This window comes from Flavobacterium limnosediminis JC2902 (genome assembly GCF_000498535.1).
Lineage (GTDB): Bacteria > Bacteroidota > Bacteroidia > Flavobacteriales > Flavobacteriaceae > Flavobacterium > Flavobacterium limnosediminis.
Genome location: NZ_AVGG01000011.1, coordinates 40,334 through 55,765, shown reverse-complemented (window position 1 = coordinate 55,765; position 15,432 = coordinate 40,334). Strand labels below are relative to the sequence as shown.

24 protein-coding genes are annotated in these 15,432 nt (G+C 37.6%); 22 read left to right on the top strand and 2 right to left on the bottom strand.

What is annotated here, in order from left to right; all coding sequences use genetic code 11:
* Positions 1 to 4: 4 nt before the first annotated feature.
* The 21 genes from rpsQ (at position 5) to eno (ending at position 11,893) form a co-directional block, all read left to right on the top strand.
* The gene (gene rpsQ / locus FLJC2902T_RS09650; RefSeq protein WP_023570336.1) at positions 5 to 262 is read left to right on the top strand and encodes a 30S ribosomal protein S17; all 258 of its coding nucleotides are present in this window, start codon (positions 5 to 7) and stop codon (positions 260 to 262) included.
* Positions 263 to 264: 2 nt separating this feature from the next.
* Entirely contained in the window at positions 265 to 633 is a 369-nt protein-coding gene (gene rplN / locus FLJC2902T_RS09645; RefSeq protein ID WP_007803649.1) for a 50S ribosomal protein L14, read from the top strand.
* Between the two features lie 12 nt (positions 634 to 645).
* On the top strand, positions 646 to 960 hold the full coding sequence (gene rplX / locus FLJC2902T_RS09640; RefSeq protein WP_035678206.1) for a 50S ribosomal protein L24: 315 nt from the start codon (positions 646 to 648) through the stop codon (positions 958 to 960).
* A gap of 2 nt (positions 961 to 962) precedes the next feature.
* Positions 963 to 1,514 carry a 50S ribosomal protein L5 gene (rplE, locus tag FLJC2902T_RS09635; RefSeq protein ID WP_035117421.1) on the top strand — a complete coding sequence of 184 codons (552 nt, stop codon included), beginning with the start codon at positions 963 to 965 and terminating at the stop codon, positions 1,512 to 1,514.
* Between the two features lie 3 nt (positions 1,515 to 1,517).
* Positions 1,518 to 1,787 carry a 30S ribosomal protein S14 gene (gene rpsN, locus FLJC2902T_RS09630; RefSeq protein WP_023570333.1) on the top strand — a complete coding sequence of 90 codons (270 nt, stop codon included), beginning with the start codon at positions 1,518 to 1,520 and terminating at the stop codon, positions 1,785 to 1,787.
* Between the two features lie 104 nt (positions 1,788 to 1,891).
* Positions 1,892 to 2,290: a 30S ribosomal protein S8 gene (gene rpsH / locus FLJC2902T_RS09625; RefSeq protein WP_023579602.1), complete on the top strand. Its 399-nt coding sequence runs from the start codon at positions 1,892 to 1,894 to the stop codon at positions 2,288 to 2,290.
* Between the two features lie 15 nt (positions 2,291 to 2,305).
* Positions 2,306 to 2,848, top strand: coding sequence for a 50S ribosomal protein L6 (gene rplF, locus FLJC2902T_RS09620; RefSeq protein ID WP_023579601.1), 543 nt, complete (start codon positions 2,306 to 2,308; stop codon positions 2,846 to 2,848).
* A gap of 11 nt (positions 2,849 to 2,859) precedes the next feature.
* Positions 2,860 to 3,210: a 50S ribosomal protein L18 gene (rplR, locus tag FLJC2902T_RS09615; protein ID WP_023579600.1), complete on the top strand. Its 351-nt coding sequence runs from the start codon at positions 2,860 to 2,862 to the stop codon at positions 3,208 to 3,210.
* 5 nt (positions 3,211 to 3,215) lie between these two features.
* On the top strand, positions 3,216 to 3,740 hold the full coding sequence (rpsE, locus tag FLJC2902T_RS09610) for a 30S ribosomal protein S5 (RefSeq protein ID WP_023579599.1): 525 nt from the start codon (positions 3,216 to 3,218) through the stop codon (positions 3,738 to 3,740).
* A 12-nt stretch (positions 3,741 to 3,752) separates the two neighbouring features.
* Positions 3,753 to 3,935 carry a 50S ribosomal protein L30 gene (rpmD, locus tag FLJC2902T_RS09605; protein ID WP_035117419.1) on the top strand — a complete coding sequence of 61 codons (183 nt, stop codon included), beginning with the start codon at positions 3,753 to 3,755 and terminating at the stop codon, positions 3,933 to 3,935.
* 11 nt (positions 3,936 to 3,946) lie between these two features.
* A complete protein-coding gene (gene rplO / locus FLJC2902T_RS09600) occupies positions 3,947 to 4,399 on the top strand; it encodes a 50S ribosomal protein L15 (protein ID WP_023577295.1) in 453 nt (150 codons plus the stop codon).
* A 14-nt stretch (positions 4,400 to 4,413) separates the two neighbouring features.
* A complete protein-coding gene (secY, locus tag FLJC2902T_RS09595) occupies positions 4,414 to 5,760 on the top strand; it encodes a preprotein translocase subunit SecY (RefSeq protein ID WP_023579598.1) in 1,347 nt (448 codons plus the stop codon).
* A 5-nt stretch (positions 5,761 to 5,765) separates the two neighbouring features.
* A complete protein-coding gene (infA, locus tag FLJC2902T_RS09590) occupies positions 5,766 to 5,981 on the top strand; it encodes a translation initiation factor IF-1 (RefSeq protein WP_007136545.1) in 216 nt (71 codons plus the stop codon).
* A gap of 11 nt (positions 5,982 to 5,992) precedes the next feature.
* Positions 5,993 to 6,109 (top strand): type B 50S ribosomal protein L36, encoded by a 117-nt coding sequence (gene ykgO / locus FLJC2902T_RS16050; protein ID WP_002987490.1) that lies wholly within the window; start codon positions 5,993 to 5,995, stop codon positions 6,107 to 6,109.
* Between the two features lie 2 nt (positions 6,110 to 6,111).
* The gene (gene rpsM, locus FLJC2902T_RS09585) at positions 6,112 to 6,486 is read left to right on the top strand and encodes a 30S ribosomal protein S13 (RefSeq protein WP_023579597.1); all 375 of its coding nucleotides are present in this window, start codon (positions 6,112 to 6,114) and stop codon (positions 6,484 to 6,486) included.
* An 11-nt stretch (positions 6,487 to 6,497) separates the two neighbouring features.
* Entirely contained in the window at positions 6,498 to 6,881 is a 384-nt protein-coding gene (gene rpsK, locus FLJC2902T_RS09580) for a 30S ribosomal protein S11 (RefSeq protein ID WP_023570324.1), read from the top strand.
* Between the two features lie 87 nt (positions 6,882 to 6,968).
* A complete protein-coding gene (gene rpsD / locus FLJC2902T_RS09575; protein ID WP_023577291.1) occupies positions 6,969 to 7,574 on the top strand; it encodes a 30S ribosomal protein S4 in 606 nt (201 codons plus the stop codon).
* Positions 7,575 to 7,599: 25 nt separating this feature from the next.
* The gene (locus tag FLJC2902T_RS09570) at positions 7,600 to 8,592 is read left to right on the top strand and encodes a DNA-directed RNA polymerase subunit alpha (protein WP_035117417.1); all 993 of its coding nucleotides are present in this window, start codon (positions 7,600 to 7,602) and stop codon (positions 8,590 to 8,592) included.
* A gap of 62 nt (positions 8,593 to 8,654) precedes the next feature.
* Positions 8,655 to 9,140, top strand: a complete 486-nt coding sequence (gene rplQ, locus FLJC2902T_RS09565) for a 50S ribosomal protein L17 (protein WP_023570321.1) — start codon at positions 8,655 to 8,657, stop codon at positions 9,138 to 9,140.
* Positions 9,141 to 9,422: 282 nt separating this feature from the next.
* Positions 9,423 to 10,532: a glutamine-hydrolyzing carbamoyl-phosphate synthase small subunit gene (gene carA / locus FLJC2902T_RS09560; protein WP_023579595.1), complete on the top strand. Its 1,110-nt coding sequence runs from the start codon at positions 9,423 to 9,425 to the stop codon at positions 10,530 to 10,532.
* A 65-nt stretch (positions 10,533 to 10,597) separates the two neighbouring features.
* Positions 10,598 to 11,893, top strand: coding sequence for a phosphopyruvate hydratase (eno, locus tag FLJC2902T_RS09555; RefSeq protein ID WP_035678201.1), 1,296 nt, complete (start codon positions 10,598 to 10,600; stop codon positions 11,891 to 11,893).
* 379 nt (positions 11,894 to 12,272) lie between these two features.
* On the opposite strand, the gene FLJC2902T_RS09550 is transcribed toward eno, so the two are convergent.
* On the bottom strand, positions 12,273 to 12,965 hold the full coding sequence (locus FLJC2902T_RS09550; protein ID WP_023579593.1) for a hypothetical protein: 693 nt from the start codon (positions 12,963 to 12,965) through the stop codon (positions 12,273 to 12,275).
* A 406-nt stretch (positions 12,966 to 13,371) separates the two neighbouring features.
* Here FLJC2902T_RS09550 and FLJC2902T_RS09545 point away from each other — a divergent pair, with 406 nt between their 5' ends.
* Positions 13,372 to 14,655 carry a citrate synthase gene (locus FLJC2902T_RS09545; RefSeq protein ID WP_023579591.1) on the top strand — a complete coding sequence of 428 codons (1,284 nt, stop codon included), beginning with the start codon at positions 13,372 to 13,374 and terminating at the stop codon, positions 14,653 to 14,655.
* Between the two features lie 65 nt (positions 14,656 to 14,720).
* Here the strand turns inward: FLJC2902T_RS09545 and FLJC2902T_RS09540 are convergent, their stop codons facing one another.
* On the bottom strand, positions 14,721 to 15,263 hold the full coding sequence (locus tag FLJC2902T_RS09540; RefSeq protein WP_023579590.1) for a hypothetical protein: 543 nt from the start codon (positions 15,261 to 15,263) through the stop codon (positions 14,721 to 14,723).
* Positions 15,264 to 15,432: the final 169 nt, after the last annotated feature.

The following is a 15,432-nucleotide window of genomic DNA, read 5'->3' as shown; positions in this document are numbered from 1 at the left end:
AAAGATGGAAAAAAGAAATTTAAGAAAAGAAAGAATTGGTGTAGTTACTAGCAACAAAATGGAGAAATCTATTGTTGTTTCTGAAACTAGAAGAGTAAAACACCCGTTATACGGTAAGTTCGTGTTAAAAACAAAGAAATATGTTGCGCACGACGAAACAAACGATTGCAATATTGGAGATACAGTAAAGATCATGGAAACACGACCTTTATCAAAATCAAAATGTTGGAGATTAGTTGAAATCATTGAAAGAGCGAAGTAATTATGGTACAACAGGAATCGAGATTAAAAGTAGCAGATAACACGGGAGCTAAAGAAGTTTTAACTATCCGTGTTTTAGGAGGAACGAAACGTCGTTATGCCTCTGTTGGAGATAAAATTGTAGTATCTATTAAAGACGCAACACCTAACGGAAACGTTAAGAAAGGTGCCGTTTCTACTGCAGTTGTTGTACGTACCAAAAAAGAAGTGAGAAGAGCCGATGGTTCATACATCAGATTTGACGATAACGCTTGCGTATTGTTAAATGCTGCTGGTGAAATGAGAGGAACTCGTGTTTTTGGTCCTGTAGCAAGAGAACTTCGTGAAAAACAATTCATGAAAATTGTATCATTAGCACCAGAAGTGCTTTAATTCGTTTAGACAATGATAAAGCTAAAAGTAAAATCTGGAGACGTGGTAAAAGTTATCGCAGGTGACCATAAAGGTGCTGAAGGTAAAATTTTACGTGTTCTTCGCGAGAAAAATAAAGCGATAGTTGAAGGTGTGAATATGGTTTCGAAACATACAAAACCAAGTGCAAAAAACCCTCAAGGTGGTATCGTTAAAAAAGAAGCTCCTATCCACATCTCTAACCTTTCTTTGATTGATCCTAAAACTAAGTCGGTGACTAAAGTTGGGGTTAAAGTTGAAGGAGATAAGAAAGTGAGAGTTTCTAAAAAATCTAATCAAGTATTATAGTCATGACTTATATACCTAGACTAAAAGAAGAATATAAGAGCAGAGTTATCGCTGCTCTTACAGAAGAGTACGGTTACAAAAACGTGATGCAGGTTCCTAAACTTGAGAAAATCGTTATTAGCCGTGGTGTTGGTGCAGCTGTTTCTGATAAGAAATTAGTAGACCACGCTGTAGAAGAGTTAACAAAAATTACAGGTCAAAAAGCGGTAGCTACTATCTCTAAGAAAGACGTTGCGTCTTTCAAATTGAGAAAAGGGATGCCGATCGGAGCGAAAGTAACTTTACGTGGCGAGAGAATGTATGAATTCTTAGACCGTTTGATTACTTCAGCCTTACCACGTGTAAGAGATTTCAGTGGTATCAAAGCTACAGGTTTTGACGGAAGAGGAAACTATAACTTAGGTGTGCTTGAACAAATCATTTTCCCTGAAATTGATATTGATAAAGTAAACAAAATTTCTGGTTTCGATATTACTTTTGTAACTTCTGCTGACACCGATAAAGAAGCGAAGTCATTATTAGCACAATTAGGTTTACCTTTTAAAAAGAATTAAGTTATGGCTAAAGAATCAATGAAAGCCCGCGAGGTAAAAAGACAAGCGATGGTTGACAAGTATGCTGAAAAAAGAAAGGCTTTATTAGAAGCTGGAGATTATGAAGGCCTACAAAAGTTACCAAAAAATGCTTCTCCGGTACGTTTACACAACCGTTGTAAATTAACTGGAAGACCAAGAGGGTATATGCGTCAATTCGGTATTTCACGTGTAACTTTCCGTGAAATGGCTAATAATGGATTGATTCCAGGGGTTAAAAAAGCTTCTTGGTAGTCTCGCAATAAGTTAGTACTTTTGCAAACTAAAAAATAATTTTAATTGATTGAAGGTTCGATAGACGGGTGCCTATCGAAAACCACAATCGCAATTTTATACATATGTATACAGATCCTATTGCAGATTTTTTGACAAGAATCAGAAATGCAGTGCGTGCTAACCACAAAGTGGTTGAGATCCCTGCTTCTAATCTGAAAAAAGAAATCACAAAGATTTTATTCGATCAAGGATATATCTTAAGTTACAAATTTGATGACAGTTCTGTTCAGGGAACTATCAAGATCGCTCTTAAGTACGACAAAGAAACTAAAGAGTCGGTAATTAAAGATATCCAAAGAATTAGTAAACCAGGTTTGCGTAAGTACGCTGGTGCTGCTAACTTACCTAGAATCTTAAATGGTTTGGGTATTGCTATTGTTTCTACATCTAAAGGTTTAATGACCGGAAAGCAAGCGAAACAATTGAATGTTGGTGGTGAAGTTATTTGTTACGTATACTAATAAAAAGACTTAGTAATGTCAAGAATAGGTAAAAATCCAATTGCAATTCCAGCAGGAGTAACTGTAGAAGTGAAAGACGCTGTAATTACAGTAAAAGGTAAATTAGGAGAACTAACTCAAGATTTTTCAGATGTAACTGTTAAACTTGAAGAAGGTCAAGTAATCGTAGAAAGATCAACTGATCACAAAGATCACAGATCAAAACACGGTCTTTACAGATCTTTAATCAACAACATGATTGTTGGTGTATCCGAAGGTTTCACTAAAGAATTAGAATTAGTGGGAGTAGGTTATAGAGCGGCAAACCAAGGTCAAAAATTGGATATCGCTTTAGGGTTCTCTCACAATATTGTTCTTGAGGTGGTTTCTGAAGTAAAAGTGGAAACAGTTTCTGAGAAAGGTAAGAACCCAATCATTAAACTTGCTTCACATGACAAACAACTTTTAGGTCAGGTAGCTGCGAAAATCAGAGGTTTCCGTAAGCCTGAGCCGTACAAAGGAAAAGGAGTTAAGTTTGTAGGTGAAGTATTAAGAAGAAAAGCAGGTAAATCAGCTTAAAAACTAAGAGTATGTCATTAACAAAATCTGATAGAAGACAGAGAATACAGTACAGAATTAGAAAGATTGTAAGCGGAACTGCTGCAAAACCTCGTTTGTCTGTATTCAGAAGTAACAAAGAAATCTATGCACAAATCATAGATGACGTAAACGGTGTAACTTTAGCTGCTGCCTCTTCAAGAGAAGCTGGTATTACTAAAGGAACTAAAATAGAAACGGCTGCATCAGTTGGAAAACTAATCGCAGAGAAAGCTTTGAAAGCCGGTATCGAAACCATCACTTTTGACAGAGGTGGAAACTTATACCACGGACGTGTTAAATCATTAGCTGAAGGCGCTAGAGAAGCTGGACTTAAATTCTAAGAATTATGTATCATAGTTATAAAAACGTAGAACTGGTAAAACCTAGTGGTCTTGAATTAAAAGATCGTTTGGTTAGTGTTAATCGTGTTACTAAAGTTACAAAAGGTGGTAGAGCTTTCGGTTTTTCTGCAATTGTAGTGGTAGGTGATGAAAACGGTGTAGTTGGTCACGGTTTAGGAAAATCTAAAGACGTTTCTGAAGCAATTGCGAAAGCAGTGGAAGATGCTAAGAAAAATCTTGTGAGAATCCCATTGAGCGGTCAATCAGTACCTCACGAACAAAAAGGTAAATTTGGTGGAGCAAGAGTATTATTGATGCCAGCTTCTCATGGTACTGGAGTAATTGCCGGTGGTGCAGTTCGTTCCGTATTGGAGTCAGTGGGTATTCACGACGTATTGTCGAAATCTCAAGGTTCATCCAACCCTCACAATGTTGTTAAAGCTACTTTCGATGCTTTATTACAAATGAGAAGTGCTTACACTGTGTCAAAACAAAGAGGTATTTCTTTAGAAAAAGTATTCAAAGGTTAATTCAAGGAAATTATGGCAAAAATAATAGTAAAACAAGTTAAAAGTCAAATCAACTGCCCTCTTACACAAAAGAGAACATTGGTGGCTTTGGGTCTTAAAAGATTAGGACAAACTGTAGAGCATGATGCAAATTCTGCTATCCTTGGAATGGTAAATAAAGTTAAACACTTGGTTTCTGTTGAAGAAACTAAATAACATTAATAGTTATGAATTTAAGTAACTTACAGCCGGCTGAAGGGTCAACTCACAATCAAAATAAAAGATTAGGTAGAGGTGAAGGTTCTGGAAAAGGTGGTACTGCTGCACGTGGTCACAAAGGAGCAAAATCTCGTTCTGGTTATTCTAAAAAGATTGGTTTTGAAGGTGGACAAATGCCACTTCAAAGACGTGTACCTAAGTTTGGTTTCAAAAACATCAACCGTGTAGAGTATCAAGGTGTAAACCTTTCTGCATTGCAGTTGCTTGTTGATAACGGAATTGTAACTGATACTGTAGATTTTTCAGTATTTGTTGAAAACCGTTTAGCAACCAAAAATGAGCTTGTAAAGATATTAGGAGGAGGAGAGCTTAAAACAAAATTAAAAGTAACTGCTCACAAATTTACTGCGACTGCTAAAGCGGCTATTGAAGCTGCAGGTGGAGAAGCTGTAACTTTATAAACTAATATACCAAGATGAAGAAGTTTATAGAATCGTTTGTCAATGTTTGGAAAATTGAAGAATTAAAAAACAAAATTTTAATTACTTTAGGAATGTTGGTTGTGTACCGTTTCGGTGCGCAGGTAACTTTGCCAGGTATTGATGCTACTAAATTGCAAAATTTATCGACTCAAACTGATCAAGGTATAGGATGGTTAATCAATGTATTTACAGGTGGCGCGTTTTCGCAGGCATCTGTATTTGCATTGGGTATCATGCCGTATATTTCTGCGTCTATCGTAGTGCAATTAATGGGTATTGCTATACCTTACTTGCAAAAACTTCAAAAAGACGGAGAAAGTGGTAGAAAGAAAATTAACCAAATCACAAGATGGTTAACTATCGGTATTACTTTATTGCAAGGACCGGGTTATATCTATAACCTTTACAAGCAATTGCCGGGCGATGCTTTCTTGTTAGGATTTAACTCGTTCTCATTCATATTCTCATCTGTTATCATTTTGACTACAGGGACTATATTTGCAATGTGGTTAGGAGAGAAAATCACTGATAAAGGTATCGGAAACGGAATTTCGTTATTGATTATGGTTGGAATCTTGGCTCGTTTGCCTCAGGCATTCATTCAGGAGTTCTCATCCCGTGTAACAGAGAATAACGGAGGACCAATGTTAATTGTTCTTGAGGTAATCATTTGGTTATTGATCATCATTGCTTGTATTTTATTGACCATGGCGGTTAGAAGAATACCGGTTCAGTACGCCAGACGTACAACTACCGGAGATTTCGAACAGGATGCCATGGGAGGTAACAGACAATGGATTCCGTTAAAGCTGAATGCTTCCGGAGTTATGCCGATTATCTTTGCGCAGGCAATCATGTTTATTCCTGCTGCAGTAGCTGGTTTATCTACATCAGATGCCGCTCAAACTATTACTACCAGCTTCCAGAATATCTTTGGATGGCAGTATAATTTAGTTTTTGCTTTGTTAATCATAATTTTTACTTACTTTTACACCGCGATTACGGTACCTACCAATAAAATGGCCGACGATTTAAAGCGTAGTGGCGGTTTTATTCCAGGTGTTAAACCAGGTGTGGAAACAGGTGATTATCTTGATAAAATCATGTCATTACTAACCTTTCCGGGCTCGTTATTCCTTGCTTTGATTGCTGTGTTCCCAGCTATTGCAGTAAGTTTGATCGGTGTTCAACAAGGATGGGCAATGTTTTATGGCGGAACATCATTATTAATTATGGTGGGAGTTGCAATTGATACTATTCAGCAAATAAATTCTTATTTATTGAATAAGCATTATGACGGATTGATGAAAAGCGGTAAAAACAGAAAAGCAGTAGCTTAATTTTTATGGCAAAACAATCAGCAATAGAACAAGACGGATCAATCATTGAAGCATTATCAAATGCGATGTTCCGTGTAGAATTAGAAAATGGACATATAGTAATTGCTCATATTTCCGGTAAGATGCGAATGCATTACATCAAATTATTACCTGGTGATAAAGTGAAATTGGAAATGAGCCCTTACGATTTGTCAAAAGCAAGAATTACTTATAGATACTAAAGGCTATTAAAATGAAAGTAAGAGCATCAGTTAAAAAAAGAAGTGCCGAGTGCATTATCGTGCGTAGAAAAGGAAGATTATACGTTATAAACAAAAAGAATCCTAGATTTAAACAAAGACAAGGATAATTATGGCAAGAATAGCAGGGGTAGACATACCTAAAAACAAAAGAGGAGTTATTGCTCTAACCTATATCTTCGGAATTGGTAGCAGCAGAGCGCAAGATATCTTAGCAAAAGCTAACGTTAGCGAAGATAAAAAAGTTCAAGATTGGAATGATGACGAGATCGGAGCAATTCGTGAAGCAGTTTCTTATTTCAAAATTGAAGGTGAATTACGTTCTGAAATTTCATTAAACATCAAACGTTTAATGGATATCGGATGTTACAGAGGAATTCGTCACAGATCTGGTCTTCCGTTAAGAGGACAAAGAACTAAGAACAATTCTAGAACAAGAAAAGGTAAAAGAAAAACTGTTGCTAACAAGAAAAAAGCAACTAAATAATAAGTAGTAGTATGGCTAAGGCAAGTACAAAAAAACGTAAAGTTATCGTTGAATCAACGGGCGAAGCACATATTAATGCGACTTTTAACAACATCATCATTTCTTTAACAAACAAGAAAGGTGAAGTTATTTCTTGGTCTTCAGCTGGTAAAATGGGCTTCAGAGGTTCTAAAAAGAACACTCCATATGCAGCTCAGATGGCCGCAGAAGATTGTAGCAAAGTAGCGTTAGAAGCTGGTCTTAAAAAAGTAAAAGTTTACGTTAAAGGTCCAGGAAATGGTAGAGAATCTGCCATCAGATCACTTCACAACGGAGGAATTGAAGTTACCGAAATTATCGATGTAACTCCAATGCCACACAACGGATGTCGTCCTCCAAAAAGAAGAAGAGTTTAATAATTTATAGTATAACCAAGGTAGGAAATAAGATTATCGGAGGATACGACCTGAATTCATAATCCCTACCTTTTTTAATTTTTAGCAATGGCAAGATATACTGGTCCACAAACTAAAATTGCTCGTAAATTTGGCGAAGCAATCTTCGGAGATGACAAATCTTTCGAAAAAAGAAATTACCCTCCTGGGCAACATGGTTTAGCAAAAAAGAGAGGTAAAAAATCTGAATACGCTGTTCAGTTAATGGAAAAGCAAAAAGCTAAATATACTTACGGTATTTTAGAAAAACAATTCAGAAACTTATTCGAAAAAGCAGCAGCATCAAAAGGTGTAACAGGTGAAATCCTTTTACAACTTTGTGAAGCACGTTTAGACAACGTAGTGTACAGAATGGGTATCGCTCCTTCTCGTCGCGCGGCTCGTCAAATCGTAGCTCACAGACACGTAACTGTAAACGGAGAAAATGTAAACATCCCTTCTTACCACCTTAAACCGGGTGATAAAGTAGCAGTTCGTGAAAAATCAAAATCTCTTGAGGCTATCGAACGTTCGTTATCTAATTCTAGCGCTGTTTACGAATGGATTACTTGGAATAATGATACTAAAGAAGGTACTTTCGTTTCTGTACCTCAAAGACTTCAGATTCCGGAAAACATTAAAGAGCAGTTAATCGTAGAGTTGTACAACAAATAATAATTAGACATCAGTCGAAATAAATATGGCAATATTTAATTTTCAGAAGCCCGATAAAGTTATCATGATCGATTCAACCGATTTTGAAGGTAAATTTGAATTTAGACCTTTAGAACCGGGTTATGGATTGACTGTTGGTAACGCATTAAGACGTGTTTTGCTTTCTTCTTTGGAAGGGTATGCAATTACTTCAGTTCGAATCGAAGGTGTGGAACATGAGTTCTCTACGATTTCTGGAGTGGTTGAAGATGTTACGGAAATTATCCTTAACCTTAAACAAGTACGTTTCAAACGTCAGATTGAGGATATCGATAACGAATCTGTTTCTATCTCTTTCTCAGGTAAAGACCAGTTAACTGCAGGTGATTTTCAAAAATACATCTCTGGGTTCCAGGTGTTAAACCCTGATTTAGTAATCTGTAACCTTGACGGTAAAATTACCATCAACATGGAATTAACGATCGAAAAAGGTCGTGGTTATGTTCCTGCAGAAGAAAACAAAAAACAAAACGCAGCAATAGGAACTATTTTTACAGACTCTATCTATACACCGGTAAAGAATGTGAAATATTCAATTGAAAACTTCCGTGTTGAGCAAAAAACTGACTACGAAAAGTTAGTTTTCGAAATCATCACAGACGGTTCAATCCATCCTAAAGATGCATTAACAGAAGCAGCTAAAACTTTGATTCATCACTTTATGTTGTTCTCTGATGAAAGAATCACGCTTGAGGCTGATGAAATTGCTCAAACAGAATCCTATGACGAAGAGTCATTACACATGAGACAATTGCTTAAAACTAAGCTTGTTGATATGGATTTGTCAGTGAGAGCATTAAATTGTTTGAAGGCGGCTGAAGTTGAAACACTTGGCGATTTAGTATCATTCAACAAAAATGATTTAATGAAGTTCCGTAACTTCGGTAAAAAATCATTAACAGAGTTAGACGAATTAGTCGCTGTTAAAGGTTTGAATTTCGGAATGGATTTAGCTAAATACAAATTAGATAAAGAATAAATTACTTCATATTTTGCGCTCCCAAAAGGATTGAAGCAAGATGAAGGTTAAAAAACTAGGTCATGAGACACGGAAAAAAAGTAAATCATTTAAGTAGACAAACTGGTCACAGAAAGTCGATGCTTGCTAATATGGCTTGTTCGTTAATCGAGCACAAGCGTATTAATACTACAGTTGCTAAAGCGAAAGCGTTGAAGCAATTCGTAGAGCCGCTAATTACAAAATCAAAAGAAGATACAACTCACAACCGTCGTATCGTTTTCTCTTACTTGAGAAACAAATACGGTGTTACTGAGTTATTCAGAGAAGTTGCTGCGAAAGTAGGAGACCGTCCAGGTGGATATACTCGTATCATCAAGTTAGGAAACCGTTTAGGGGATAACGCTGATATGGCAATGATCGAATTAGTAGATTTCAACGAATTGTACAACGGAGGTAAGAAAGAAGTTAAAAAAGCTACAACCCGTCGTGGTAAAGCTAAAAAAGCTGAAGCAACTCCGGAAGCTCCTGCAGCAGACGCTACAGAAACTACTGAAGCTACAGAATAATCATGAAACATTGATTTTTCAATAAAAATTAAGGATAAACTTTTTAGAGTTTGTCCTTTTTTTTTGATTTTTTGGGAGCAACACTTCAGGCATTCTTTTCACCATATTCCTGCTGTCCGTTGCAATCCCCGTCATTGTGAGCTTGCGGGGCAATCTCACAACGCCGGGAATTTCCTCTCCCATCAGGGCTAGAGAAAAACTTTCGGCTTCTTTTAAACGAAATTTTTTTAACGCAAGAATTTGAATTAAATTTGCACAACTTTTTACAACACAACAACAGAAATGAAATATTCAAATCGAAATCAGGCTATTCTTTTATTGAACGACGGAACTGTTTTTTACGGTAAATCCATCGGGATTGAAGGAAAAACTTTTGGAGAGGTATGCTTCAATACCGGAATGACAGGATATCAGGAAATCTTCACCGACCCGTCTTACTTCGGTCAGATCATGGTGGCGACCAACGCACACATTGGTAACTACGGTGTTCACGCCGATGAAACCGATTCCGACAGCATCAAAATAGCAGGTTTGGTTTGTAAAAACTTCAGTTTTAACTACTCCAGACCCGATGCAGAAGGTAGCTTATTAGAGTACTTCGAAAAAGTAAACTTAGTGGCGATTTCCGATGTAGATACAAGAGCTTTGGTGGCTTACATCCGTGACAACGGTGCGCAAAACGCTGTTATCTGTACCGACGGAACTCCGGTAGAAGAATTAAAAAAACTATTGGCCGATGTGCCAAATATGAAAGGGTTGGAACTGGCATCAACCGTTTCAACCAAAGAAGCTTATTTCTTCGGCGATGAAAACGCAACCTATAAAGTAGCGGCATTAGATTTGGGAATCAAAACCAATATCTTAAGATGTCTTGCCGAAAGGGACTGTTACGTAAAAGTATTCCCGTACAACGCAACTTTCGAAGATTTAAAAGCGTTTAATCCCGACGGTTATTTCCTTTCCAACGGTCCCGGCGATCCGGAGCCTTTAAAAGGTGTACAGGAAGTGGCGCGTCAGATCATCGCGGAAGATAAACCGGTATTCGGAATCTGTTTAGGGCATCAGACATTAGCTTTGGCTAACGGAATTTCTACCTATAAAATGTTCAACGGTCACCGCGGAATCAATCACCCGGTAATGAATGTAATCACTAATCGCGGAGAAATAACATCCCAAAACCATGGTTTCGCTGTAAACAGAGAAGAGCTGGAAAAACACCCTGATTTCGAAATCACGCATTTGCATTTGAATGACGGAACTGTTGCCGGTATGCGCATGAAAAACAAAGCGGTTTTCTCCGTACAGTATCACCCGGAAGCAAGCCCAGGACCACACGATGCCCGTTATTTATTCGACCAATTTGTTGATAATATTAAGGAATCAAAAGCCTAATCATTAAAGCTGTCGACTAGCAACATTGACTAGCGACTAACGACTAACGACTAATTACTATAAATATGAGCATGATTATCAAAGTTCACGCAAGACAAATATTAGATTCAAGAGGAAATCCAACGGTTGAAGTAGATGTAGTTACGGAAAACGGCATTTTAGGAAGAGCTGCGGTTCCGTCAGGAGCATCAACCGGTGAACATGAAGCAGTGGAATTACGCGATGGCGGAAAAGCGTTCATGGGTAAAGGGGTTTTAAAAGCAGTTCAAAACGTAAATACGACCATTGCTGCCGAATTGGTAGGAATGTCAGTTTTTGAACAAAATGCAATTGATAAAATGATGATCGATTTGGATGGTACGCCGAACAAATCAAACTTAGGTGCAAATGCAATTCTTGGGGTTTCATTAGCGGTGGCAAAAGCTGCAGCTAACGAATTGGGAATGCCTTTATATCGCTACGTGGGCGGAGTTTCTGCCAATACACTTCCGGTTCCGATGATGAATATCATCAACGGTGGTTCCCATTCCGATGCGCCTATCGCATTCCAGGAATTCATGATCATGCCGGTAAAAGCACAGAATTTCACACACGCCATGCAAATGGGTACGGAAATTTTCCACAACCTTAAAAAAGTATTGCACGACAGAAACCTTTCTACAGCCGTAGGTGACGAAGGTGGTTTTGCTCCAAATTTAGCAGGAGGAACAGAAGACGCTTTAGATTCTATCAAATTGGCAGTTGAAAACGCGGGTTATACTTTTGGAGGGGATGTAATGATCGCTTTAGATTGTGCAGCTTCCGAGTTTTATGTAAACGGAAAATACGATTACACGAAATTTGAAGGTGAAACAGGAAAAATCAGAACGTCAGAAGAGCAAGCGGATTATTTGGCTGAATTAGCAGCAAAATACCCAATCATTTCCATCGAAGACGGGATGTACGAGGATGACTGGGCTGGCTGGAAATACTTAACAGAAAAAATCGGAGATAAAGTACAATTGGTGGGTGACGATTTGTTTGTAACCAACGTACAACGTCTTTCTCAGGGAATCGAGCAAAACATTGCAAATTCGATCCTAATCAAAGTAAATCAGATCGGTACGTTGACCGAAACGATTGCGGCGGTAAACATGGCGCACAATGCGGGCTATACTTCGGTAATGTCGCACCGTTCGGGAGAAACTGAGGACAATACGATTGCGGATTTGGCGGTGGCATTAAACTGCGGACAAATCAAAACCGGTTCGGCTTCCCGCTCCGATCGTATGGCAAAATACAACCAATTATTGCGTATCGAAGAGGAATTGGCAGAAGTGGCTTACTTCCCTAAAGAAAGAGCTTTCAAAGTAAACAGATAATTGTTTATTGTGGTATATAATTAAAACCAGTAAGTTTTCTTGCTGGTTTTTTTGTTTTAAAGAGGTTGGGTTTTGATGTTTTTAGGAGCGAATGTCCCGATAGTTATCGGGATGGGCTTATCAGTAAACCATGTTCCTGCTGTCCGCTATATCTTTTGTGGATCTCGTTTTTTCTAACGAGATTCACAAAAGGATACCGCTCCCATCAGGGCTAAAAGGGGGGCTTTAAATCTTATTTGGAATGGTCGTTGAATTTGGAGAGCGTCGCGTACTTTGTGAAAAAACTTTGCGCTCCTTGCGGTTAAATCTCAGGTATCAGAATAATTGACTAATATAGAGTGAAAAAAAGGACATTTTTTTAGGGTTTAAGGTATATCAGTCATTCCTTGGTTTGGAGATTGTTTTCCTTTAAGAAGTAGTTTGCCAGAAAATAAAACGAAAGGATGTAGCAGAAAACACTCGAAAACCGGAGCAGCGGAAAGCTGTAATAATAATGATAAATAATATAAAAGAGTTCGCAGATAATAATGTCTATGGCATAAAACAGCAGGAACATGTTTTTTTGAGTCGATTCCGACAGGTAGAGAAAAGTGGCACACAATGCAAAAGATGCTACAACAACTCCGTACACTAAAATTGCTTTGTATAATTCGAAAGAGCGGTCAAAAACAATAAATGAGGAAATGTAAAGAAGGCAGCTCAAAAAAATTAGCGTTAAAATTAACTGAAGGGAATGTTCTTTTTCAATTTTATGATGTCGCCTTTCAGCTAAGTGCTTAATCAGTTGAAAGAAAAGTATGCAGTAGGCTAAAAAGTTAAAGAATAAGATGTATACAAAGTAATCGTAGCCTTCCAGTAAATTGATTATTCCAGATAAAAACAAAAAAAACAAAACCGTGCAATTGTAATAGTTAACGGGTGTTTTCCTTTCTTCGATATAGTAAAAAAAAATGGCACCGATAAATAAAGGTTTGGCAATATAGGATAGAAGAAGCCAATCCATGACTGTTGAAAGGAAATACAAAAATCCGAAAATGAAATAAAGGGAAAGATGTGATTTCAGCGGATTCATTTCGGATCGTTTTTCTTTTTAGGAGTATGTCGGTAAGAGTGAAAATTTAAATGCTTCCAAAATTGGCGAGAGTCTATAGCAAAATTACCACAATTATTGTTATTGTTCTAATTTTCACTGCGATGTGTTTGTTGTGTTTGTTTTTGAAGTTGTCTGTTTTTGAAATAGATGTTTTTTGCTTTTCGATTGATAAGGTTTGTAAACAATTGGTAAGACAATCGGTGAAATTCCTGGTTTAATGATTAATTCGGAACAATATTTCCAAATCATCCGTAATCGCTTATAACCATTGCTTAATTTTTATAAGAATTTGCGATTTCATGTTGATATTTTCTTTTTAATTAGAATGTAATTTCTTAAATTCGCCTACAACAAAAAACAATTACATTTAATTCCTAATACACACATGTCGAAAACTGCAATATTAGAGATTGATGGCAACAAATATGAGTTTCCAATTATCGTGGGAAGTGAGAACGAGGTTGCTATCGATATAGAAAAATTACGTGCTGCAACCGGTGCGATTACGCTAGATCCGGGGTATAAAAATTCAGGTTCCTGCCAAAGTAAAATCACATTCCTTGATGGAGAAGAAGGTATTCTTCGCTACAGAGGGTATGCTATCGAAGATTTAGCGGATAAAGCTAATTTTCTTGAAGTGTCTTATCTTGTGATTTTTGGTGAATTGCCAACCAAACAACAATTAGCGCAGTTTGAAACGGATATTCATAAGTATACGTTGGTGAATGAAGAAATGAAAAACATCATTGATGGTTTTCCTAAAACGGCGCACCCAATGGGCGTGTTGTCTTCACTGACAAGTGCGTTAACGGCATTCAATCCTAAAGTGGTTAATGTTGAGAACGAAAAGGAAATGTATGAAGCCGTTTGTAAGACAATGGGTAAATTCCTTGTTTTGGCGACTTGGACGTACAGAAAAAGTTCTGGTTTCCCTTTGAATTATTACGATAATACTAAAGGATATGTTGAGAACTTCATGCGTTTAATGTTTGAATTGCCAACAGGACCTTACAAAATCAATCCTGTAGTTGTAAATGCGTTGGATAAATTGTTTATTCTTCATGCGGATCACGAGCAAAACTGTTCTACTTCAACGGTAAGAATGGTAGGTTCGTCTCATGCCGGATTATTTGCGTCCATCTCTGCCGGAGTTTCTGCACTTTGGGGGCCACTTCACGGTGGGGCTAACCAGGCAGTGTTGGAAATGTTGGAAGAAATCCAGAAAGACGGTGGTGATGCTGATAAATTCTTAGCGAAAGCAAAAGATAAAAACGATCCGTTCCGTTTGATGGGCTTCGGACACAGGGTATATAAAAATTTCGACCCGAGAGCAAAAATCATCAAAAAAGCGGCTGATGAAGTATTGGCTGAATTAGGTGTAAACGATCCGATCCTGAACATTGCGAAACGTTTGGAGGAATCGGCGTTACAGGACGAGTATTTCAAATCAAGAAACCTGTATCCAAACGTAGACTTCTATTCCGGAATCATTTACCGTGCGTTAGGAATCCCTACGGATATGTTTACCGTGTTGTTTGCTATCGGCCGTCTTCCGGGATGGATTGCACAGTGGAAAGAAATGCGCGTGAACAAAGAACCGATCGGTCGTCCACGTCAGGTGTATACCGGATATGCATTACGTCCGTTTACGGAAATGAATCAGAGATAAAACTTCATTATAAAAAAAAGCCCCGATAAATGTAATCGGGGCTTTTTTATTGACTCAAATAAAATTTAAACTGGCTTATCCTCTTCATCAGCGGTTTTTTCACCCGCTTCTTCAATGTTGTTTTCGATATTCTCTGCAGTATCAGAAACAGATTCTTTGGTTTCTGTAGCAATATTTTCAACTTTGGTTTCCATTCCTGTTGCTGTGCTCGATACGGCTTCAGTTGCGTCTGCCACTTTATTTTCGAAAGTTTCGGTTGTCTCCTTAGAGGTTCCGGTTATTCCGCTAATAGTATCTTCCACTTTGTCCACCACTCCCGATAAAACGTCCTTGGCATCATGAGCCTTATCTTCTGCCCAATCAGCAGCCTGTGCGGCTTTTTCTTTTGCTGCATCAATGAAATTTTCCATTCGATCAGGAATGTCCAACTCTTCTAGCTTGTGTGATGCATGTTCTGCAGCATCAGCTACTTTTTCGACGACCTCTTTAGTGAAGGATTCTGTCTTGTTGATTGCTGTATTGGCCATTGTGCTAGCGCTTTCGCCCAATTCTTCGGTAGTCTTTTTAGTCTTTCCGAATAGCGAACTGAAAAAATTTGATAATCCCATAATTTTTCGTTTTTATCAAATTTAATAAAAAAAAGACTGAGAATTAACTTATGTTTATTAAAATTGATACTGGTCTGATGTTTTAATAATCAGATTGCCTGTGTGTTAACTATTACCTATTGTTATTTTTAGATAAGTTTTTCTTTTATCGAAGCCCTTTTTCTATCTT